The sequence below is a fragment of the Sphingobacterium lactis genome (assembly GCF_051951495.1).
GTDB classification, from domain to species: Bacteria; Bacteroidota; Bacteroidia; order Sphingobacteriales; family Sphingobacteriaceae; genus Sphingobacterium; species Sphingobacterium lactis_A.
In genome coordinates, this window is record NZ_JBNHAS010000002.1 from 754,169 (window position 1) to 777,064 (window position 22,896).

Below are 22,896 nucleotides of genomic sequence, written 5' to 3' on the forward strand. Positions count from 1 at the left end.
ATGCAACCAAAACTAAAATTTCTTGACCGTTACCTTACCCTATGGATATTCCTTGCTATGGCATTTGGCGTAGGATTAGGATATTTCTTTCCCAACATTTCTAACGTAACAGACAGCTTGTCCGTAGGAACCATTAATATCCCGCTGGCAATAGGTTTGATACTGATGATGTACCCGCCATTGGCAAAGGTGGATTATACAGTATTGCCCAAAGCGTTTAAGGATAAAAAAGTAATTGGAATATCTTTATTCCTCAATTGGGTAATCGGTACGGTAATGATGTTCGGGTTAGCCGTTCTGTTTTTAAGGAATGAACCCGATTATATGACGGGATTGATTTTGATAGGATTGGCAAGATGTATCGCAATGGTAATTGTATGGAGCGACCTGGCAAAAGCCAACAGGGAATATACGGCACTATTGGTAGCGTTGAACAGTGTCTTTCAGATATTGAGTTACAGTTTTTTGGTTTGGCTTTTTATCAACGTATTGCCGAGTAAATTAGGATTAGCCAATTTCAATGTAAATGTATCAATGAAAGACGTTACCGAAAGCGTGTTGATATACTTGGGTATTCCTTTTTTTACAGGTTTCGTGAGCCGATATGTTCTTATAAAATCAAAAGGCATTGAATGGTACAATAGAAAATACATACCGGCAGTATCACCTATTACACTTTACGCATTATTGTTTACCATTGTACTGATGTTCAGTTTGAAAGGCGACAAGATATTGGAGTTGCCAGTGGACGTGATTAAGATAGCCATACCGCTAATCATCTATTTTGTATTGATGTTTTTCGTGAGCTTTTTTATAAGCAAATCCCTGAATGTTCCTTATGACAGGAACGCGTCCATAGCATTTACAGCCACCGGGAACAATTTTGAATTGGCCATAGCCGTAGCCATTGCGGTTTTTGGTATTCATTCTCCACAGGCATTTGTTGGCGTTATCGGACCATTGGTCGAAGTGCCTGTACTGATACTATTGGTAAGGGCAAGTTTATGGTTGAAGAAGAAACTATACTAAGTTGATGTAAATAACTTAGCGGGATTTTAGAATTGTCAAGAAACTAAAATTAAACCCTCTGAATCCGGAGCGTTTATTGTTTGTTCAAGATGTGAAGCATCCTGCCCACCTCAATATCCATTCGGGAAAATGCAAACCATTTTTTGCCCAGGTCTTTGAGCGAAGCCCCTATATGGTAAAGCTCCGCTTGGTCTATTATCAAAAATCGGTCGTGGGTATCGGAGAAAACCTTAATTTCAATCGGGAGGTATTGGCTGTTGTACCGTTTTATGTCCAATTGTAGCTGATTGCTGATTGCTTTGGTGTAGATTGTTGCGGTTACATTTTGTTTTCGCTTAACCAATATCGTTAGTGCCGTTGAGGAAATCCAACAGATAGTGGGCGAAAAAATAAAGCTGCCCGAAGATTACCACATTGAATACGGTGGGCAATTTGAAGCGGAGGCAGAAGCATCGCAGACCTTGATTGCGACCTCCCTGCTTTCCATTCTGATTATTTTCCTGATACTGTTCCGGGAGTTCAAAACGGTAAAGTTAGCCGCCATCATTTTAATCAACCTGTCTTTGGCATTGATTGGCGGTGTGTTCAGCATCTATTTTACCAGTGGCATTTTGAGCATTCCTGCCATTATCGGTTTTATCACCTTGTTTGGTGTGGCTACCCGTAACGGCATCCTGCTCGTATCGCATTACAATACATTGTGTGATGAGGGGTTGGATTTGTACGATACGGTTATACAAGGCTCAAAGAACAGGTTAAGCCCCATCCTGATGACGGCACTTACCGCAGGGCTGGCATTGATACCGCTTGCTATTGCGGGCGATTTGCCCGGCAACGAGATACAAAGTCCTATGGCAAAAGTGATATTGGGCGGCTTGCTTACTTCTACATTGCTCAACATTTTTATTGTTCCGGCGGTGTACTATTTATCTAACAAAAAAGCAGCTAAAGCATGAACATAAAATTTTTAACGGCAATCTGTATGTGCGTTTTTACCATACAATTGCAGGCACAGTCAGGATTGGAAACCGTCTTGTCTGATGTTGCCAAGAACAATAAAACGCTGCAAACCCAAAGCAAATATTGGGATGCGCAGAAGTTATTGTACCATACGGGCAATACGCTGTACGACCCTGTGGTCAGCTACGATTTTATGCGTGGCTCACCCTATGCCATTGCGGGCAACCAAACGGACATTAACGTCTTGCAGCGTTTCGACTTTCCCACGGTTTACAGTAAAAAGAAAGCATTGGCTGGCGAGCAGAGTAAGCAGGCAGATTTTTCGCTAACAGCCAACAGGCAGGAAATATTATTGGGAGCGAAAAAGATTTGCATTGAACTGATATACCGCAATAAACTTCAGGAAAGAATTATAGAACGGAAAACAAAAACCGAAAAGTTCCTGACCGACTTTCAGACCAAACTGGATAAGGGCGAAGGTAATGTGCTGGACGTGAATAAGGCTAAACTTCAATTGATTGAGATTAATAAAGATTATCAGTTGAACATTTCCGCTATCAACCAACTTCATCAAAAACTGACGGAACTTAACGGCGGTATAGAGATAGTCTTTAACGATACCATATACCCTGAATATAAGCCCGTTCCTGCATTTGAAGAATTGGAAGAAACAATTGAATACAAAGACCCGGTAAGAAAATATTTGACACAACAGACCGTAGTAGCCCAAAAGGATATTGAAGTTACTAAGGCATTGACCCTGCCAAAATTTGAAGTGGGTTTTCATTATCAGGGTATTTTAGGGCAGCAGTTTTACGGTGCAAAAGTAGGCGTGAGCATTCCTTTGTGTGAAAACAAAAATCGGGTGAAGCAAAAGCAGGCTGAATTATCGGTGGCAGAAGTACAGGTAGCACGGCACAAGAACGAACATTATTATCATTTGAAGCAACTGTATGAAAAGTATATCAACCTGCAAAAGACGGTAGCAGAATATGAGAAAGTATTAAGCAGTATCAACAGTATTAAACTATTGGATAAAGCGTTATCATTCGGAGAGATAACCACTATCCAATATTTTTTGGAGGCAAGTTACTTTTATACCGCTACCAATAATTATTTGCAGGCGGAGAAAGAGTACAACGATGCAATAGCCGAACTGTACCAGTATTTGCTATAATTTAATATTGTAGGGTGAATGCAGACCATTAGCAAAGGCAGATGTATCACTGTTTTAAAACCTTGCGGAATACAACTTTCGCAAGGTTTCAATTAACTAAATTAGAAGCCTGGGCCGAGGCTTCAGGTTAACAAAAACCCAAATTAAAAGCGCCTATGCAGACAATGCAATCAGATAACTTGATTTAGACAGGAAGCAACGAGCGTAGTTCGACTTAAATCGTAAATTTGTTTATTGTGCTTAATATAGCAGTTAGTAAGATATGAATACACTCTTTATTAAAAATATGGTATGCGACCGCTGTATTATGGTGGTGCAAAACGAATTGGATAAACTTGGTTTAGATGCTAAAAATGTAAAGCTGGGCGAAGTTACCCTTACCAAAGAAATTACACCTACGGAGAAAGAGGCTTTGGTCAAGACTTTAGAGCCATTGGGGTTTGAAGTAATTGATGATAAAAAAGGCAGGATAATAGAAAAGATAAAGAACATTATCATTGACCTGGTACATCATCAGGATAGTGATGTAAAAACCAACCTTTCCGATGTATTGAGCGATAAACTGCACCACGATTACAATTACTTGTCCAATCTGTTTTCAGAAGTAGAGGGTACAACTATTGAAAAATACTTTATCGCCCAAAAGGTGGAAAAGGTAAAAGAACTGCTGGTGTATGATGAACTGTCGTTAAGTGAGATTGCCATGCGCCTCAACTATTCAAGCGTAGCCTATTTGAGCAACCAGTTCAAGAAAGTAACGGGGCTTACCCCGAGCTATTTCAAACAAGTCCGGGAAGATAAGAGAAAGCCGTTGGATAAAGTATAGGAACGGCTACGCTATTCAGGAACACTGCGGGCAAAGCCCTGACACCGTAAAATTGACTTCACTTATTTTATATCCTTTAGGCAACTTAAATAACGGTTGCACATCCTCTATACAAGTTACCGATTTACATTTTTGACAACTGAAATGCAAGTGGTTATGATTGTGGACTACTTCACAGTTATGGCAACTTGCATATCCTACACCCCCGTCAACGTTTACCACTTTGTGGACTAAATCTTCTTCCATTAACCTATCCAGTACCCGGAGATATTTGCCGGAGAGAAAGCCGGGTAACTGAACATACAGATTGCCGCACAATTCAACAACAGGGAAGAATTTGATATAGTCAGGAACAGCGAAATTACAACGCCTCAAATGACTTTGAATGTCAGCACGATTTCCGAAGAAATTTCTTGGGAGCATCCCACATTCAAAAACTTTAACGGAAGTATCGGCATATCCGCTATGCAGCAGGACAATACCTACAAAGGTCGGTATCTCATCCCTGCCTACAATTCCCAAACATACGGTGCATACTGGATTGAAAAATGGAAGAAGAACAAATGGGAGCTTCAGGGCGGTATCAGGTATGATTTTAAGCAAATCAGTACGGTACGATACCCTTACAATAACCAGCCTGTGGAGCATGACTTTGATTTTTCAACAATCGGGGCATCATTCAATACCATCTACCATCTTTCAGACCATATCAGGATAAACGGAATGGTCAGCCTTGCCAATAGGGCTCCCCACGTTAACGAACTGCTCATTGACGGCATACATCAAGGTACTGCCACCTATGAACTTGGGGACGTAAACCTGAAAATAGAGCAGGCTGTAAACACGGTCTTGGGGCTTTCATATAGCAATGAAGAAAAATCAGTAAATATAGACTGGTCTGTATTCTACAATTCCATCAACAACTTTATCTATTTACAGCCCCGCCCGGGAGAGCCTGTATTGACCATTGCAGGTGCATTTCCCAAATTCGTCTATCAACAGGCTGATGCCTATCTCACGGGAACGGATTTATTAATCAATTACAAGCCTGTACAGAAACTGGACATCATAGGAAAGGCATCTTTGCTAAGGGCGTACAATAAAACGATAAACGACTGGCTGATTTCCATGCCATCGGACAGGTTTTCATTGGGGTTCAATTACGAACTGCCCGATATAAGGTCTTTCCAAAAATCCTATATCGGGATGGAAATTCCGCTGGTCTTAAAACAGACAAGAGTACCTGATGAAAACATACACGGCCAGCAGGATTATAAGCTGCCCCCTGATGGTTATCTCCTGACAAATATATCCGCTGGTACAGTGGTCAGTGTCTTGGGCAGGTCACTGAACATCAATCTTGCAGTGAGCAACCTGTTCAATACCCGGTACAGAAACTACCTGAACAGCTTCAGGTATTTTACGGACGAAATGGGCAGAAACATCTCCGTTAGATTAAAGTACGTTTTCTGACAAACACGTTTTTCAACAATTAAATTTATATAACAATGACACAGAAATTCAAACATTTTTCTTCGATTGCCGTAGCGGCAATCGTACTATTCGCAACCTCATGCAGCAAAGACGATGACCCTATCCCCGAAGAAAACGACAACGAGGTAATCACTACGGTACAGCTACGTTTTAAGGAACAGGGAACCACGAACGAACTTCTTTATGCTTGGAAAGGTGCTGACGGAGCCGGAGGAAACGCCCCGGTCATAGACCAGATTGCACTGCAACCGGGTAAGTCCTATGATGTCAGCGTATCCTTTCTTGACGAGGTAAATGGTGAAGACATTACCGAAGAAGTAAGTGAGGAAAATATAGACCACCGTATTTATTACGTGCCATCTTCCACATCAAATATACAAATCACAAATTTGGATAAGGATGACAACAACGTTACGTTAGGGCTGGAAAGCGTTTGGACAACCACGACCGCTTCCACTGGTACGGTCAGGGTTGTGCTGCGCCATTATCCACAGGGAGGAAAGATTGAAACGGACTTGATTAATGACCCTAAGTCATCAACTGACGTAGATATTCAATTTAATTCTAAAGTTGAATAAACCCCGCACCAAGAAGAAGACCGGGCATCCGTCAGTATTTTAAGACCACAGCTTTTTAAGCAAACAATAAAGCATTGCGATTATCTTTCGCAATGCTTTGTGGTTTTAAAGACCATCTAAAACTGGCTTTATGGCGATAACCATCTGATGAAGTGGCTCACCTATACAGGATTTCAATAAATCTTACAAATCAAATCCAAAATTTCACAACAGTACCCATAATTATAATAGCCAATTTTGCATTGTAAATTAAAGCAGGCAAATATGGCGACAAACAGAGAAAATATATACATACCGTTGGAGGATGTAGAAAGCGAACACTGTGCATTAATCGTTGAAAAGGGATTGGCACAGGTAAAAGGCGTAGAAACCCATAAAGTAGAGCTGAACAACCGCAGGGCAGCGATTACAGTAGATAGCAATGAAACCGTAGGCGAAGCTGTTAAGGCAATTAAAGATTTAGGTTACGGAGTTCCTACGGTTAAAAGTGCTTTTCCGGTATTGGGCATGACCTGTGCATCCTGTGCGGGCAGTGCCGAAAGCATTGTTAAATACCAACCGGGAGTAGTTAATGCTTCCGTGAACTTTGCAACGGGCAATCTTACCGTGGAATATCTGCCCAATATGACCGATGCCTCCACCCTGCAAAAAGCGGTTCAGGGAGTAGGTTACGACCTATTGATTGAAGACAAAACCAAGCAGCAGGAAACGCTCGAAGCCATCCACGAAAAGAAATTCCGAACCTTGAAAAACAAGACCATTTGGGCAATTATCCTTTCCCTGCCCGTGGTAATCATAGGAATGTTCTTTATGGATATGCCCTATGCAGACCCGATAATGTGGCTCTTTTCCACGCCCGTTGTAATATGGTTGGGCAGGGATTTTTTTGTAAACGCTTGGAAGCAGGCAAAGCACCGTTCCGCCAATATGGATACGCTGGTGGCATTGAGTACAGGTATTGCCTACCTGTTCAGTGTTTTCAATATGCTGTTTGCCGACTTTTGGCATCAACGGGGACTGCATGCTCACGTATATTTTGAAGCGGCTGCCGTTATTATCGCATTCATCCTCTTGGGAAAACTGCTGGAAGAAAGAGCCAAAGGCAACACCTCTTCAGCCATTAAGAAGCTGATGGGCTTGCAGCCAAAAACGGTCATCGTGGTACATGCGGACGGAACGGAAAAGCAGACCGCTATCGAAGACGTAAGCGCAGGCGATGTGATACTCGTAAAGCCCGGTGAAAAGATTGCGGTAGACGGCATGGTCATATCGGGCAATTCGTATGTGGACGAAAGCATGTTAAGCGGTGAGCCTGTACCTGTATTGAAAAAAGAAAAAGAAAAAGTATTTGCAGGAACGATTAACCAAAAAGGCAGCTTCCGGTTCAGGGCGGTAAAAGTGGGCAAAGAAACCATGCTTGCCCACATCATCAAAATGGTGCAGGATGCACAGGGAAGCAAAGCACCCGTACAGAAACTGGTCGATAGGATTGCGGGCATCTTTGTTCCCACAGTGATAGGTATTGCCATCCTGACATTTACGCTATGGTTGATTTTGGGAGGCGAAAACGGGGTTGTTCAAGGTCTGTTGGCAGCCGTTACGGTATTGGTCATTGCCTGCCCCTGTGCTTTAGGCTTAGCGACACCCACCGCTATTATGGTAGGCGTTGGTAAAGGTGCTGAAAATGGCATTTTGATAAAGGATGCCGAAAGTTTGGAACTGGCCAAAAAAGTAAATGCCATCGTTTTGGACAAAACCGGAACCATCACCGAGGGAAGACCACAGGTAACGGGCATTAAATGGCTGAACAATGAGGACACTGCAAAAGAAATCCTTTTGAGCATCGAAAAGCAATCCGAGCATCCATTGGCAGAAGCCGTAGTGAAGCATCTTGGCGATGTAGCGACCACCTCTTTATCCATGTTCGACAGCATTACGGGCAAAGGCGCAAAAGCAGACCATGACAACGAAACCTATTCTGTAGGCAACAAAAAGCTATTGGCAGAAAACAACATTGCCATTGCCGGCGAATTACAAGACCAGGCCGAAGAATGGGGCAAACAGTCTAAAACCGTTATCTGGTTTGCAAACAGCAAAAAGGCTCTTGCTGTAATCGCTATCGCCGATAAGATTAAGGAAACATCGGTGCGGGCTATCCGGGAAATGCAGGAAATGGGCATTGACCTGTATATGCTGACCGGAGATAATGAAGCTACTGCAAAAGCCATTGCGGAGCAGACAGGCATCAAGCATTACAAAGCCGAAGTTTTGCCACAGCACAAAGCCGACTTTGTGAAAGAACTGCAAAGTAAAGGAAAGGTAGTGGCAATGGTGGGCGATGGTATCAACGACAGCACCGCATTGGCAACAGCCGATGTAAGTATCGCAATGGGCAAAGGCAGCGACATCGCAATGGACGTAGCCAAGATGACCATCATTTCGTCCGACCTGACCAAGATACCGCAGGCAATACGCTTGTCCAAACAGACCGTAGCCACCATCAAGCAAAACCTGTTCTGGGCGTTTATCTACAACGTAATCGGCATTCCGGTAGCGGCAGGCATCCTTTACCCTGTTAACGGCTTCCTGCTCAACCCGATGATTGCGGGTGCGGCAATGGCATTGAGCAGCGTGAGCGTGGTCAGTAACAGCCTGCGGTTGAAGTGGAAGAAATAAAACAGTAAATCTCACAAATCAAACAAGAAATTACACAACAATAACTAACTGAATAGTACGGAAATTTGCATTATCAGATAACTCTAAAATTTGTAAACAATGGAAAATAAACAATTTCAATTCAAGACGAACATCAATTGCGGCGGCTGTATCGCATCTGTAAAGCCGCACTTGGACAAGGCAGAGGGCATCTGCCATTGGGAAGTGGACACGGCCAACAAGGACAAAGTACTTACCGTGAAGTCCGAGGGCATTACCGAGCATGAAGTAATATCGACCGTGCAAAAGGCAGGCTTCAAAATAGAACCTTTGGATGCCTAAGCCAGCAACTTTTTGAAATGCCCTTTTTCCGACCGAATTTCCATGAGGTTGGGTTGATGAAAAAGGGCATTTTATCAATTCTGAAAAAAGGCGATAGGTTATTGCGTATATGGCATTATTTTTCCATATAGCAAAAAAAACGTAAAACGATATAAAAAACCAATCTAATTTGTAACTTTGTTGCGTTGAAAAATTATAGAATACATATAGGCATTTTGACATTGTTCTGTTTGGTTTTCTTTATGATACCAAGTCAGAGCTATGCCTGTTCCAAAAATTCAACAAAGACCGAGCAGTCTTCCTGCTCAAAGGAGAAATCCAAAAAATCAGAACATACAAAAGGTTGCAAGAGCAAATCCTGTAAAAAATGCAAAAGTGACAAATGCGGGGGCGGTTGTTCCCACAGCTCTTGCAGGTGCGGTGCTTCAACCACTTCCCTAAATGTCCCAACCGTAATCGAATTAAAGGCAAAAGATCACTTAGCAGCAGCTAAAAAGCAAAAATTCGCTTTCAAAGAAGCCTATTATTCTTCGGGCTTTTTTTCCATTTGGCTACCGCCTAAAATAAGCTAAATTTATGGCCTGCCAGCCATAGGTATGTCCTGTCAGAAGCCGCTTCGGCTTTTTGCAAATCCCTTATTTGTATCATTTATTTAAAGTTTAAAACAGAAATGGGCTTTCAATACTTCATTTCTAAAAAGTAATTATTATGAAATCATTATCAAAAATAGTGATGGTAATCGCCGTATTACTATCCTCAATGAATGGTTTCGCACAAATCAAAAATGCGAAAACAGAAACCGTAAAGATTTACGGCAATTGTGGTATGTGTAAAACCACCATCGAAAAAGCAGGTAACATAAAAAAGGTAGCCAACGTGGACTGGAACAAAGATACCAAGATGGCTACGCTCACGTATGACAGCGAGAAAACAAATCAGGATGAAATCCTGAAACGTATCGCTTTGGCGGGTTATGATAGTGAGAAGTTCCGTGCGCCGGATGACGTATATGCGAAACTGGCTGAATGCTGCCAGTACGATAGACCTTTGAAGACAATTGCCCAAAACAAAGGGGCGGCAATGGACATGAAAGTCGGACATGGCAATCACAACCACGGTGAAATGGCAGCACCCGCTAACAAGGATGCAGCTCAAAATCAATCACAGCTAAAAGCTGTGTTTGACAACTACTTTTCAGTGAAAGATGCTTTGATAAAAACCGATGAGGCAACTGCATCTGCCAAAGCCGCTGAATTGGCTGCATCCCTTAAAGCAGTCGATATGAACAAGCTTTCGGCAGAGGAACATACGGCTTGGATGAAAGTAATGCAGGACTTGACAGCTAATGCGGAAAGCATTTCAAAATCAAAAGACGTTGCAAAACAAAGAAGTGCTTTTGCGGCACTTTCGGGAAGCATCTACATACTGGCTAAAGTGTCTAAACAGGATACACCAGTTTATTACCAGCACTGTCCTATGTACAATGGAGGTAAGGGGGCCAATTGGCTAAGTAAAGAGAATGCCATTAAAAACCCATATTACGGCTCACAGATGCTTACCTGCGGCAGTACGGTCGAAACCATTAAATAACAGGTCGGAAAGCTATGGAACAGTATAGTGATATGGTGCAGGCTCTTAAAGACCTAAGACAACGTGGGTACATTATTGATTTTAGTCTGTTGCCGGACTGCCTTTACTGTGCGTCAAAGAGCCTGAAACTAAAACCGGAGGATTTTACGGTTACGGAAACTCATAGGTTTGAAAGCCTCGACAGCAGTCCTGATAACAATGCCGTGATTTATGCCATATCGTCCAATGACGGTAAGAGCAAAGGGGTACTTGTTGATGCCTATGGTACTTATGCTGAAGAAATGACCCATGAGATGGTAAAAAAATTAAATGCAACATAACTTTTAAAATCCCTTGTTATGAAAAAATACACGTGTCCCATGCACCCGCAGGTGCTAAAAGACGAACCGGGCAAATGCCCTCTTTGTGGCATGGCATTGGTTCCCGGTGGCGGTACGTCAGCTTCTCATGAACACACGCCAGAACATGAGCATTCCGGGCATTCTCAACATGGCCATGATGACGAAAACTTTGATAAACATGAGGGGCATAATACAGGCGATTTCCTCACACGTTTTTGGATAAGCCTTGTCATTACAATCCCTATCCTGCTCCTGTCGCACATGATACAGCAATGGTTGGGTTTCTCCCTTGCTTTCAATGGCGATAAATATGTGCTGTTGGCATTGGGTACGGTGATTTATTGCTATGGAGGCTTACCGTTCCTAAAGGGAATGATTGGCGAGGTGAAAGCCAAAGCCATAGGGATGATGACACTTGTTGCCATTGCCATATCCGTAGCCTATGTTTATTCCGTAGCCGTTGTATTTGGCTTGCAGGGTATGGACTTCTTTTGGGAACTGGCAACCCTAATTGACATCATGCTGTTAGGGCATTGGCTGGAAATGCGTTCCCAAATGGCTGCTTCACGGGCATTACAGTCATTGGTGGCTTTGCTGCCCAACGATGTTACCGTGGAACGTGGCGGAGAAGCTGTAAAGATAAAGCTCGAAGACCTGCAAAGCGGTGAAACGGCTATCATAAAACCGGGAGAAAAAATTCCAGCCGATGGATTGGTACTGGAGGGGCTTTCGTATATCAACGAGAGTATGCTTACCGGGGAAAGTGTTCCCGTAAAAAAGGAAAAGGACGGAAAGGTCATCGCAGGCTCTATCAATGGCGATGGTGCGCTGAAAGTTAAGGTAACAGCCGTGGGAAAAGACAGCTACCTGAACAGGGTTATCAATCTTGTGCAGGAAGCGCAGGCTACTAAGTCTAATACACAGAACCTTGCGGACAAAGTTGCCAAATGGCTCACCTTTATTGCCATTGCCGTGGGCATAGGCACATTTGCCTATTGGTATGCAAGCAGTGGAGATATTGCCTTTGCGCTTGAAAGAATGGTGACGGTAATGGTAACGGCCTGCCCGCACGCATTGGGCGTGGCTATCCCGTTGGTGGTCGCCATTTCCACAACGCTTTCGGCGACCAATGGCCTGCTCATCCGCAACCGTACGGCATTTGAAACCACCCGAAAACTTTCCACCGTCATTTTTGATAAGACCGGAACGCTCACCAAAGGTTCCCATGCCGTAGAAAAGGTTATACCGTTAACAGACGAATATAATGCCGATGAGGTTATCCAGTATGCTGCCGCAGTACAGCAAAATTCGGAACACCATATCGCCAAAGGCATTATGGCTACATTGAAAGAAAAGAGCCTTGCCTTATGGAAGTCTGAAAACTTCAGCTATATGCAGGGCATAGGTGTTAAAGGTGTTGTGAACGGGAAAAATGTCGTAGCTGGCGGCCCGAATTATTTCACCGAAAACCACCTTTCCCTGCCGGAAATACCAAGCGAAATCAATCAGGAAGCCGAAACGGTCAACTTTGTCCTCATTGATGACCGGGTAATCGGCATCATTACTTTGGCAGACAGCATCCGTGAGGGGTCGGCACAGGCGATTGAGGAACTCAAAAAAATGGGCATCAAGTCCTTTCTGCTCACCGGGGACAACGACAGGATTGCTGCTGCCGTAGCCGGAAAATTGGGTATGGACGGGTATTTGGCTAATGTGCTTCCGCACAACAAGCAGGAGAAAGTAAAGGAGTTTCAGGCAAAAGGCGAAATCGTAGCAATGACTGGTGATGGTGTAAATGATGCACCTGCACTGGCACAGGCAGATGTGGGCATTGCCGTGGGTTCCGGTACGGACGTGGCTGCCGAAACAGCGGATATCATATTGGTAGACAGCGACCCGAGGGATGTGGTCAAACTGATTGACTTCGGCAAACTTACCTACAAAAAGATGGTACAGAACCTGATATGGGCGGTTGGCTACAACGTGGTGGCAATACCCCTTGCGGCAGGCGTACTCTATCCGAATTTTGTTTTAAGTCCCGCTATGGGTGCTGTGCTGATGAGTGTAAGCACCATTGTAGTGGCTATTAACGCAAGTTTTTTAAAAATCAAAAAATAAATAAAAATGAAAAATCTAACATTATCAATCATTGCTGTTATCATGGCATTTGTAACAGTATCATGCAATCAGGCATCCAACAAAAACGAGCAGTCTTCAAGTGATACTGCTGTTGTATCACAAGAACAGTCAGCTTCCCAACCAAAAGAGGATGATACGGTAGCTGCGCCCGTTGTGAGTGAAACTCCGAGCGGTCAGGAAGCAAAAGCAACAGGAAAAGAAGAAGCAAAAAACTTTTCTATTGCGCCCATAGTTACCGATTATCTGTCCTTAAAGAACGCCCTTGTTTCGGACGATGACAAAGCTGCCGCCAGTTCAGGGAAAAAGCTGTTAGCTACCCTGAATAAAGTGGACATGAAAGCCGTTCCTGCCGATAAGCACAAAAAGTACATGGACATAGCGGACGATGCTAAAGAACACGCAGAACATATCGGGGAAAATGTCGGCAACATCCACCACCAGCGGGAACATTTGGCCTCGCTTGGCGAAGATTTGAAAGACCTGATTGATTTGTTCGGTACATCGCAAACATTGTATCAGGACCATTGCCCGATGTTCAATGACGGTAAGGGTGCTGTTTGGTTCAGCGAAAACAAGGAAATCAAAAACCCTTACTACGGTTCTAAAATGCTGACCTGCGGTAAGGTGGAAAAAACAATTAACAGCAAATAAAATTCAGGGTTATGGAAAATATGCAAAACAGTCACCATGCGGGTCATTCCTCGGAGCATGGCACGCACAATACAAAACATGCTTCGGCCATGTACAAACGCTTTGCGGTGATGGCTGTAGCCATGTTCGCAGTGATGTATTTTATCATGTACGCCATGATTGACGGGTGGCAGAACCTGATACCCAATATCAACAATTTGTACATGACCCTGCTGATGACCTCGGCAATGCTGCTTATCGAATTAGCGATAATGAAAGTAATGTACCCCAACAGGAAGATGAATTGGGCGATAGCCATCATCTCGGTTGCTGTTGGCATCTTTTCATGGTTTGGTATCAGGGAACAAATCAATGTCGGGGACAAGCAGTTTGCAAAGGGTATGATACCCCATCACGCAGCAGCCATATTGATGTCCGAAAAGGCACACCTGACCGACCCGGAACTGATAGAGCTGCAAAAAAATATACTTAAAACCCAAGCGGAAGAAATTGAACTAATGAAGCGCAAGCTAAAAGAGTTTGAAGAAAGTAAATAATAAAATTTAAAAAAACAAGTTTGGACATGAACAAAATAATAATTGGCTTTATTTCCTTATTAACCCTGCTATTCACCGCTTGCGGTCAGGCGGGGTCAAATAAGGATGAAGCGGAACAGCAGCATTCGCAGGCAACTCCGGAAAGCAACGGACATACTACCCAAATAGGTGAATTGGTTCCATCGGATGAAGTCTGCATGGTCAACGATGCCTATATGGGCAAAAGGCAGTTTGACGTAAAATTTGATGGTAAAACCTATTACGGATGTTGCGAAATGTGTAAGGAACGTATTCCAAAAGATGCGACCGTGCGGATGGCGATAGACCCCTATTCCCATAAGCAGGTAGACAAAGCTAATGCGGTGATTGCTGTGACAGGAAATAACGGTGAAGTTTCTTATTTTGAAAACAAGGAGAATTATGCCAAGTATGTGAAAAAACAGTAGACACAAAAAGATGAAGCCACAATAAAATAATTATGACCATAAAGAAGAAAATCATATTGGGGCTGGCTGTCGTCCTGATTGCCATACAGTTCTTTCAGCCCTTACGGAACCAGGCGGTTGAAGTGCCAGCCACCCATATCGAAAGGGTGTACACCGTACCCCAAAATGTAAAGGCTATCCTTGTTCAGTCCTGTTATGACTGCCATAGCAACAATACCCATTATCCGTGGTACAGCCGTATCCAGCCCGGCGCATGGTACATGGCAGAGCATATAAAAAAGGGGAAAGAGGAACTCAACTTTAGCGAATTTGGCGACTATTCTGTCCGCAGGCAGCGAAACAAGTTCAGGGCTATGGCCGGGCAGGTTAAGGACGGGGAAATGCCATTGTCGTCATATACGCTAATTCATCGTAATGCAGTATTGTCACCGGAGGATAAGCAGGTTTTGATAGCGTGGTTTGGCACAATGGAAGACAGCATTAAATAAAATTTTTCAACGAATGAACAGATATAAAAAAATACCCATAAGAATATTGCAAACAGTGCTGATGCTGCTTTGCACGCAAACGCTGTTTGCACAGAGAGTAGTGCATTACGAGCTGTATGTAAAAGATACACTTGTCAACTATGCAGGTAAGCAAAAAAGGGCGATTGCCGTAAACGGGCAAATCCCCATGCCCACCCTTACCTTTACCGAGGGCGACACTGCCGAAATAGTGGTGCACAACCAATTGAAAGAAAGCACATCACTGCACTGGCATGGTGTGTTCCTGCCCAATAAAGAAGACGGTGTGCCCTGGCTTACGCAAAAGCCCATCGCACCGGGTACAACCTACACCTACCGTTTTCCGATTATCCAGCATGGCACGCACTGGTATCATTCGCACTCAGGCTTGCAGGAGCAGATAGGCATGTACGGTAGTTTTATCATGAAAAAAAGAGGCGACGATAAAACCTTTAGAAAAGGAATTGACGATTTGCCGACCGTCCCGATTATATTAAGTGAGTGGACAAATCTTAACCCGGATAACATCAACCGTATGCTACACAATGCAAATGATTGGGCGGCCATTAAGAAAGGTGCTACGCAATCGTACGTTGAAGCTATTAAGGAGGGAAAATTAGGCGTAAAGGTAAAAAATGAGTGGAAACGGATGCTGGCGATGGATGTCAGTGATGTTTACTATGATAAAATCCTAATAAATGGTAGCCATAGCACCGATTTGAAAACAATTGGTGGTAAAAAGCTAAAAGCAGGTGACAAAGTCAGATTACGCGTTTCCAATGGCGGGGCGTCTTCGTATTTCTGGCTAAGATATGCTGGAGGGAAAATTACAGTAGTAGCGAATGATGGAAATGATGTTGAGCCTGTAGAAGTGGATAGATTAATCATTGCAGTTTCTGAAACTTACGATATTGTAGTGACTATCCCTCAAGATGGGTTAGCATATGAGTTTTTAGCAACAACCGAGGACAGAACACAATCAGCAAGCTACTTTATAGGTGATGGGGTCAAACAGCTTATTTCCCCGCTCCCACGATTGAAGTATTTCGAGGGGATGAAGATGATGAACGATATGATGAAAATGAATGGCGATTTGGACGATATGGGCATGAAGATGAGCCTGAACCAAATGGACATGAATGTAGTGATGTATCCCGAAATTACCGGAGATGCAGCAAAGAAATCAGACCACAGCAAGCATGAAGGTATGAACATGGATGACGACCCTAACCGTTACAACGCTAATGCCTTGGGAGACATCAAAACATTAAATTATGCTATGTTGCAATCGCCTTACAACACCTCCCTTCCAAAAGATGCGCCTGTAAAAGAGTTGAAGTTCACACTTACTGGCAACATGAACCGCTATGTATGGAGCATGGATAATAAAATACTTTCGGAAACGGACAAAATACCTGTAAAAAAAGGAGAAATCCTACGGATTACCATTTATAATAATTCGATGATGCGGCATCCTATGCATCTTCACGGATTTGATTTTAGGGTGATAAACGGAAAAGGCGAAAAATCGCCGCTTAAAAATGTGTTGGATATCATGCCTATGGAAACGGATACCATTGAGTTTTTAGCAAATGAGGAAGGTGATTGGTTCTTTCATTGCCATATATTATATCACATGATGGCGGGAATGAACAGGGTGTTTGAAGTTGGAGACTACAATAACCCCTATTTACCTGACAAGGCAAAAGCCTATAAAGAATTGCAAAGAGAAAGTAATATGCCCCATTTTATGGCACAAAACGATTTTGCAACCAATGGTAATGATGGAGAAGCTATGCTAATGAATGCACGCTATCAATTAGGAACAGAATGGCGCTTAGGCTATAATAGTATGCACGGGTATGAAGTAGAAACTCACTTAGGTAGATACATTGGAAAGATGCAATGGTTCATGCCCTTTGTAGGTTTTGATTTTCGTTACCGGAAAATGGGAGAAGATGAGCACGAAAAGAACATATTTGGACAAACCAACAAGAAAGACACCCGCAAGGCGTTCAGTTTAGGGTTTATGTATACGTTACCTATGCTGGTCAATTTCCAGGCAGAAGTATATCACGATGGAATTGTAAGATTGCAGTTAATGCGCGAAGATATTCCAATTTCAAAAAGATTAAGAGGTGGCTTCATGGTAAATACCGACTTAGAATATATGGGGGAGCTTAGGTATATCATCAATAAAAATATAGGTATACGTACCCACTATGATAGTGATATGGGATTTGGTGTAGGGCTTGCATTGACATATTAAAATAAAATACCGGATGGTTGTAAACTGCAAACCGTAAAATTACGGCAAAATACAGTGGGTGATGCGGGGTATAATTCGTTTGGATTAACCTGCATCATACTACAACCCATCAGACAATACAACAGTTCCACCACCAGCATCATACTGGTTGTTCTTTCATGTAGTTGCATGGGCTAATACGAGCAGTATTAGCATTTCTATATTAATCAGTATCATATTTATCAAAATGAAACGAATGGATAAATTTTACAATGAAACATATCTTAAATTGGAAACAGAAATCCAAGAACTGGAGATTGAAAACGATAACCCGGTACAACGGACAGAAGCCATTATATACCGGATTGTGGAATGTCTGTCCGAAATTAAAGATTATGTTTTGAAACGAGGATTTACAAATGTTGATGAAGAAATCCGATTTTTTAAATATCAAAAGCCAGTCATTGTTTCAAAATTGATTTATTATAATGCCATTTACAAAATCGAGACGAGGAAGCCCTACGGGGCTAAGCGCATTAGAAAATATCTTAAAAAAGAATTGAAGAAGCTAAAAAGGTTTTTCGACAATAACATTGATTTTTATAAATATTACCGAAGCAACAACTCGTTTCTTGACGAGAAAATGTTTGTTCGGGGCAAGCACGATATAAAACTGTGGCTGGATACCTATTATTTTCAGTCCGACCAATCTTTTTCTACTTCCCACGATTATAAGGTAGCCAAGATAATGGCGAATGATTTGATACAGGTGTATCTCGAAGACCAGCTTTACTGCACCTACAAGCGTTTGTTTATAAAACGAACTGCTATTTCGGGGCTGAACTGGACAGGTAGTAAAGCTGCTTTGACAGAACTCATTTACTCCCTATACTACCAAAGCGTTCTCGATAATGGCAATACGGATATTAGGTTGATAGCGGAATATTTTGAAAATGCCTTTAATATTGATTTGGGAAACTTTTACCATACCTATCTCGAAATACGCAACCGGAAACGAAACCGTACCAAATTCCTTGATGCACTGCGGGATAACCTTATTAAGAAAATGGATGAGCAGGAGGAAAAATAATGACAGCGATAGAAAGAGAAACGGCGGACTTGCAGATCCGCCGTTTCTTTTAAAATTCTTCGCTTCTTGGTTACGAGGGAAGCCTGAATCTATCGTTATGCTTTAAAAGATACTTTAGTTATTTCTTATCTTTTGCTTTCTGAAAATGTTCCCGTTCCATTCTCAATAATTCTTCAAACAGCTTGGTTGCCTGCTCAATTGAAAACTGATGATTATTTTCAATTCTTACTGTACCAACCATAGCACCATTTGTCGGTTCAACCTTTTCGTAAAAATTATTAGTATGGTAAAGAACCTGCCCCACATCAAATTTCTTCAAACCCTCTACGCTTACGCCAAGCGCAATAGCTACTTTTTCCAATCGTTCGTCATCCACGTTCTCGGTTTGTTCCAATTTAGATACAGCTTGCTTGGTCACACCCATACGCTCTGCCAAATCCTTTTGCGTAATACCTACCAATCGCCTTGCACTGCCAATTTTTATACCCATGTGGTTTTTCCCCTCCAAATACACGGTTTCTTTTTCTTTTTCCATTGTTATTTTACGAATGATTTTTTTGGTTTATAAATAATTCCAGTTTCTCCCGCTCACTTTGCAACAACCGTTCGTATAACTCGACTACTTTATCTAACGGATTAATATTCTGCGTACTATTCTCACCATGTTGAACAGTACTATCTTTATAACTGTTGATATTATAAATAGCTCGTTCCACATCAAATTTCTTAATGAGGTCAGGGGTTACGCCTAATGCAAAAGCAAATCGTTCCAACATTTCCGGCTCTAAAACAGCTTCCCGTTCTATGGCAGAAATTTGTGGCTGGCTCATACCCAATTCATTAGCAAGCACTTCTTGCTTAATGCCCAAGTAAATACGGATACGCTGCGCATTTCTGCCCTGATGGTTTTCTTCCAGCGTTTCCAAAACGTGTACTTTGTCTTCCTCTTGCATATTTCATTGTCATTTGATAGCGTAAATATAATAAAAGACAACCAAAAAAGCATAATAGACAACCAAAATTACTTCAAAAAAATCTCCATTTCAACGTTATTTGGAACAAATAACTAATAGTGAGAAGATTGACAAACAATTATAAACAATATTACTTCCTTTCCCCAACGGGAGGGATAAAAAGCGATGTTTTGTTCTTCTCAAAGAAATTCAGCCTCCGCTGCATCATCAAAAGCCCGGATTAGCACGTCCTGCAACCATACTCGGAGCAATTAATCATTTCCCAATAACCATAATTTATAAACCCAATGGCGAATAAACTTATTCGTAATAGGATAACGATTTTTATAGCCTGCCATAACCCGGAACTGGTAACGGGCGGCAGGCACTTCCTAATTCTAATTTGTTTCATGTTGTTTGGTGTCGGCATAGCCCGTCCGCAGTCCCGAGAAGTCGGGACTGCAAACAACCAAAACATCACCGCTTTAAACATCGGCGACCAAATCCCTGATGCTCTTTGGAACACACCTTTGCAGGTGGTGAACCACCCGCAGGACAAAAAAAACATCACCCTTGCCGATTACAAAGGCAAGCTGATAATATTGGATTTTTGGAGTACGTGGTGCGGTACTTGTGTAGCTGCATTGCCAAGACTTCACGAACTGGAAAAGGAGTTTAAAGACGATGTTATCATTTTACCGATGACAGACCAGAAAGCCAACGAAATAAAAGCATTCTTAAAGAAGAATCGAGTACTTTCCCGATTAAACTTGTTTTCAGTTACCGATGACAATACATATAAATTCCATTTCCCTTACACCATGTTGCCGCATGAGGTATGGATTAGCAAATCCGGCGAAGTACAAGCTATTACACACTCATCTGATGTAACAAAGGAAAATATTACTTCGGCATTGAAAGGCAATGCAAATAGCATTGCACAGAAAAAGGACAACCTTACCTATGATGACACACGTCCATTACTGCTTAATAATAATGGTGCTGACGGGGATTTTTTTGTTAGCAGAAGTATTATTACGTTAGCCATAGAAGGCATTCCTCGTTCAAATGCTCTACCAAAAGTGAACGAAAAAGAGAGCACCTTTCGGGTACTATCTACCAATGCTGACATCCGCCGTATGTACGAACTTGCATTTAGAGAATTGCTAACAATGCCACCTAACCGGACAAAGCTGGAGTTGAAGGAACCATTTTCTGTTTCGGAGAAAAGGTTTTTACAGGATAAGTATTGCTACGAATGGATTGCCCCATTGTCAGTATTGAAGCACTTTCCCCAAAAAGTACAGGCTGACCTCAATTATCACTTTGGCATAAATGGGCGTATGGAAAAACGTAATACAAAATGCTATACCATTAAGATTATAGGGAAAACGACAATAATCCCCAATAAACCCGAAGACGGCTTACAATACCTTTCGGCTTGGGTAAACAAGACCAATAAAGATATACAGCATATTCCTGTTGTAAATGATTTTACTGACCAAAAAATAGCCATCCCAAAAATAGCACATGCTATTGAGGATGTGGAAGCTGTTAACAGGCAACTTAAACCATTCGGTATTGCCATCGTGGAAGATGAAAGAGTGCTGGATTTTTTTGTCATTTCTGAACTATAAACCAAACTACTCAATGAAACGAACAATTACTTTTTTACTCATACTTTTTTCAGTTACCAATACCATTGCCCAAAACATATCCAACATTCGGGGTAAGGTAGTCAATAATGAAAATGGTCAGCCCGTAGCAGGTGCTACGGTCAAATTGTTGAACCGCAGTCAGAATAACACCGTACAAACTGATGAAGACGGAAATTTTGAATTTACAAATAAAGCATTCCCTTTAGCAGTTAGTGTTAGTTACATTGGATTAGCAGATACGACATTTGTCCTTTCTGCTGCTCCACAAAACCCATTGACGGTGCACCTAAATCCGGCAAGCAATACTTTAAGCGAAGTAGTGGTATCCACGGGTATTCAAAAAATACCCAAAGAAAGAGCCACAGGGTCATTTGACCATATCGACAACGAATTGTTTAATCGTCAAATCTCTACCGATGTATTGAGCAGGTTGGACGGTATTGCCAGTTCAGCAATGTTTGATAACAGACCCGGTGTAGGCAGTAACAATTTGAGCATACGAGGTCTAAGCACTATTTTTTCCAATACGAAACCATTAATCATACTGAATAATTTTCCCTACGAGGGCAATATAAATGATATTAACCCGAACGATGTGGAAGATATTACCATTCTAAAGGATGCAACCGCAGCCTCTATATGGGGCGTAAGAGCCGGAAACGGTGTAATCGTTATAACGACCAAGAAAGCCAAACGGAACCAGCCGCCTGCCATATCGTTTAACAGCAATATGACTCTTATTCAAAAGCCGGATATGATGCAACTGCCTTATATGTCTTCTGCGGATTATATAGGTGTCGAAAAAATGCTTTTTGACAATAACTTTTACGATGCCAATGAGCAGTTAGGCTACGTGCCATTATCCCCCGCAGTGGAATTAATGTATAAAAATAAACACGGGTTACTAACCGATGCCGCATTGCAACAAGGGCTGAACGAATTAGCGCAATACGATATACGTCGGGAATTGAATAAATACGTTTACAGGAAAGGGCTAAACCAGCAATATTCCCTAAACGTGAGTGGGCAGAGCGAAAATGTAAGCTATTATCTTTCTGGTGGCTATGATGACAATACCAGCACCACCGATGGAGGTTATAAACGGTATAATCTACGTTCTGACAATACGTTTCGACTTTCCAAAAAATTGAGTTGGGATGCCGCCTTGTTTTTTACCCATACCTTCACAAACGCAGGAAGACCTACCAATTTTTCTTCGTTACCTTATGCCCGTATTGCGGACGAAAATGGAAACGCTTTACCAATAGACCGATATTATCGGTCAAACTATATTCAGGAAACAAAACAAAATGGATTATTAGATTGGACGTATCGTCCATTGGACGAAATAAACCTCATCAACAATAAGCAGAAAACAAACTGCCTGATATTGAATACAGGGCTGAATTATGACATTGGCAAAGGGCTGATTGTAGAAATCAAATACCAATATGAAAACGCACAGGGAGCAGGAAAAGATATACGGAGCATGGCATCCTATTATACCCGTGATAGGATAAATACCTATACACAGGTTGGTACGGATGGAGCGTTATTCCGCCCAATACCTTTGGGCGATATCTTAAATGAATCAACAAACAGCTTCACGTCGCAATCTCTCCGTTAACAACTGAATTACTCCAAAACTTGGGATAAACACCAGCTAACAGGTCTTGC

General features: G+C 42.2%; 22 protein-coding genes. 20 read left to right on the forward strand and 2 right to left on the reverse strand.

Annotated features, from left to right (window positions below; translation table 11 throughout):
* The 18 genes from arsB (at position 1) to ACP6L2_RS11040 (ending at position 18,608) form a co-directional block, all read left to right on the forward strand.
* Complete coding sequence (gene arsB / locus ACP6L2_RS10955; RefSeq protein ID WP_002993239.1) at positions 1 to 1,029, forward strand: ACR3 family arsenite efflux transporter; 1,029 nt, start codon at positions 1 to 3, stop codon at positions 1,027 to 1,029.
* Positions 1,030 to 1,406: 377 nt separating this feature from the next.
* Complete coding sequence (locus tag ACP6L2_RS10960; RefSeq protein WP_002993243.1) at positions 1,407 to 1,985, forward strand: efflux RND transporter permease subunit; 579 nt, start codon at positions 1,407 to 1,409, stop codon at positions 1,983 to 1,985.
* Complete coding sequence (locus ACP6L2_RS10965; protein ID WP_002993245.1) at positions 1,982 to 3,166, forward strand: TolC family protein; 1,185 nt, start codon at positions 1,982 to 1,984, stop codon at positions 3,164 to 3,166. Before ACP6L2_RS10960 ends, ACP6L2_RS10965 begins: the two co-directional genes overlap by 4 nt.
* A gap of 262 nt (positions 3,167 to 3,428) precedes the next feature.
* Positions 3,429 to 3,992 (forward strand): helix-turn-helix domain-containing protein, encoded by a 564-nt coding sequence (locus ACP6L2_RS10970; RefSeq protein WP_002993247.1) that lies wholly within the window; start codon positions 3,429 to 3,431, stop codon positions 3,990 to 3,992.
* A 465-nt stretch (positions 3,993 to 4,457) separates the two neighbouring features.
* Entirely contained in the window at positions 4,458 to 5,465 is a 1,008-nt protein-coding gene (locus ACP6L2_RS10975) for a TonB-dependent receptor domain-containing protein (RefSeq protein WP_440509221.1), read from the forward strand.
* Positions 5,466 to 5,500: 35 nt separating this feature from the next.
* Positions 5,501 to 6,064: a hypothetical protein gene (locus tag ACP6L2_RS10980; RefSeq protein ID WP_002993254.1), complete on the forward strand. Its 564-nt coding sequence runs from the start codon at positions 5,501 to 5,503 to the stop codon at positions 6,062 to 6,064.
* Between the two features lie 264 nt (positions 6,065 to 6,328).
* Positions 6,329 to 8,740 carry a heavy metal translocating P-type ATPase gene (locus tag ACP6L2_RS10985; RefSeq protein ID WP_440509223.1) on the forward strand — a complete coding sequence of 804 codons (2,412 nt, stop codon included), beginning with the start codon at positions 6,329 to 6,331 and terminating at the stop codon, positions 8,738 to 8,740.
* Between the two features lie 99 nt (positions 8,741 to 8,839).
* The gene (locus tag ACP6L2_RS10990; protein ID WP_002993257.1) at positions 8,840 to 9,061 is read left to right on the forward strand and encodes a heavy-metal-associated domain-containing protein; all 222 of its coding nucleotides are present in this window, start codon (positions 8,840 to 8,842) and stop codon (positions 9,059 to 9,061) included.
* 261 nt (positions 9,062 to 9,322) lie between these two features.
* On the forward strand, positions 9,323 to 9,502 hold the full coding sequence (locus ACP6L2_RS10995) for a hypothetical protein (protein WP_002993259.1): 180 nt from the start codon (positions 9,323 to 9,325) through the stop codon (positions 9,500 to 9,502).
* A gap of 267 nt (positions 9,503 to 9,769) precedes the next feature.
* Positions 9,770 to 10,651, forward strand: coding sequence for a DUF3347 domain-containing protein (locus ACP6L2_RS11000; protein WP_037459498.1), 882 nt, complete (start codon positions 9,770 to 9,772; stop codon positions 10,649 to 10,651).
* Between the two features lie 32 nt (positions 10,652 to 10,683).
* Entirely contained in the window at positions 10,684 to 10,971 is a 288-nt protein-coding gene (locus tag ACP6L2_RS11005; protein ID WP_440509226.1) for a phosphoribosylpyrophosphate synthetase, read from the forward strand.
* 18 nt (positions 10,972 to 10,989) lie between these two features.
* Positions 10,990 to 13,110 (forward strand): heavy metal translocating P-type ATPase, encoded by a 2,121-nt coding sequence (locus ACP6L2_RS11010; protein WP_002993264.1) that lies wholly within the window; start codon positions 10,990 to 10,992, stop codon positions 13,108 to 13,110.
* 6 nt (positions 13,111 to 13,116) lie between these two features.
* Positions 13,117 to 13,782 (forward strand): DUF3347 domain-containing protein, encoded by a 666-nt coding sequence (locus ACP6L2_RS11015; protein ID WP_002993266.1) that lies wholly within the window; start codon positions 13,117 to 13,119, stop codon positions 13,780 to 13,782.
* Positions 13,783 to 13,793: 11 nt separating this feature from the next.
* The gene (locus ACP6L2_RS11020) at positions 13,794 to 14,318 is read left to right on the forward strand and encodes a DUF305 domain-containing protein (RefSeq protein WP_002993268.1); all 525 of its coding nucleotides are present in this window, start codon (positions 13,794 to 13,796) and stop codon (positions 14,316 to 14,318) included.
* Positions 14,319 to 14,344: 26 nt separating this feature from the next.
* Positions 14,345 to 14,764: a hypothetical protein gene (locus ACP6L2_RS11025; protein ID WP_002993270.1), complete on the forward strand. Its 420-nt coding sequence runs from the start codon at positions 14,345 to 14,347 to the stop codon at positions 14,762 to 14,764.
* Between the two features lie 32 nt (positions 14,765 to 14,796).
* A complete protein-coding gene (locus ACP6L2_RS11030; protein WP_002993272.1) occupies positions 14,797 to 15,252 on the forward strand; it encodes a heme-binding domain-containing protein in 456 nt (151 codons plus the stop codon).
* Between the two features lie 61 nt (positions 15,253 to 15,313).
* Positions 15,314 to 17,539, forward strand: a complete 2,226-nt coding sequence (locus tag ACP6L2_RS11035; protein ID WP_245153196.1) for a multicopper oxidase family protein — start codon at positions 15,314 to 15,316, stop codon at positions 17,537 to 17,539.
* 226 nt (positions 17,540 to 17,765) lie between these two features.
* On the forward strand, positions 17,766 to 18,608 hold the full coding sequence (locus tag ACP6L2_RS11040; RefSeq protein WP_002993275.1) for an RteC domain-containing protein: 843 nt from the start codon (positions 17,766 to 17,768) through the stop codon (positions 18,606 to 18,608).
* Between the two features lie 118 nt (positions 18,609 to 18,726).
* On the opposite strand, the gene ACP6L2_RS11045 is transcribed toward ACP6L2_RS11040, so the two are convergent.
* Both ACP6L2_RS11045 and ACP6L2_RS11050 read right to left on the reverse strand, forming a co-directional pair.
* Positions 18,727 to 19,143 (reverse strand): helix-turn-helix domain-containing protein, encoded by a 417-nt coding sequence (locus ACP6L2_RS11045; protein ID WP_002993276.1) that lies wholly within the window; start codon positions 19,141 to 19,143, stop codon positions 18,727 to 18,729.
* Between the two features lie 7 nt (positions 19,144 to 19,150).
* Positions 19,151 to 19,561, reverse strand: a complete 411-nt coding sequence (locus ACP6L2_RS11050) for a helix-turn-helix domain-containing protein (protein ID WP_002993277.1) — start codon at positions 19,559 to 19,561, stop codon at positions 19,151 to 19,153.
* A gap of 308 nt (positions 19,562 to 19,869) precedes the next feature.
* Between ACP6L2_RS11050 and ACP6L2_RS11055 the strand changes: the two genes are divergently transcribed.
* Both ACP6L2_RS11055 and ACP6L2_RS11060 read left to right on the forward strand, forming a co-directional pair.
* On the forward strand, positions 19,870 to 21,198 hold the full coding sequence (locus ACP6L2_RS11055) for a TlpA family protein disulfide reductase (protein WP_094280393.1): 1,329 nt from the start codon (positions 19,870 to 19,872) through the stop codon (positions 21,196 to 21,198).
* Between the two features lie 13 nt (positions 21,199 to 21,211).
* Positions 21,212 to 22,846, forward strand: a complete 1,635-nt coding sequence (locus tag ACP6L2_RS11060) for a carboxypeptidase-like regulatory domain-containing protein (RefSeq protein ID WP_440509230.1) — start codon at positions 21,212 to 21,214, stop codon at positions 22,844 to 22,846.
* Positions 22,847 to 22,896: the final 50 nt, after the last annotated feature.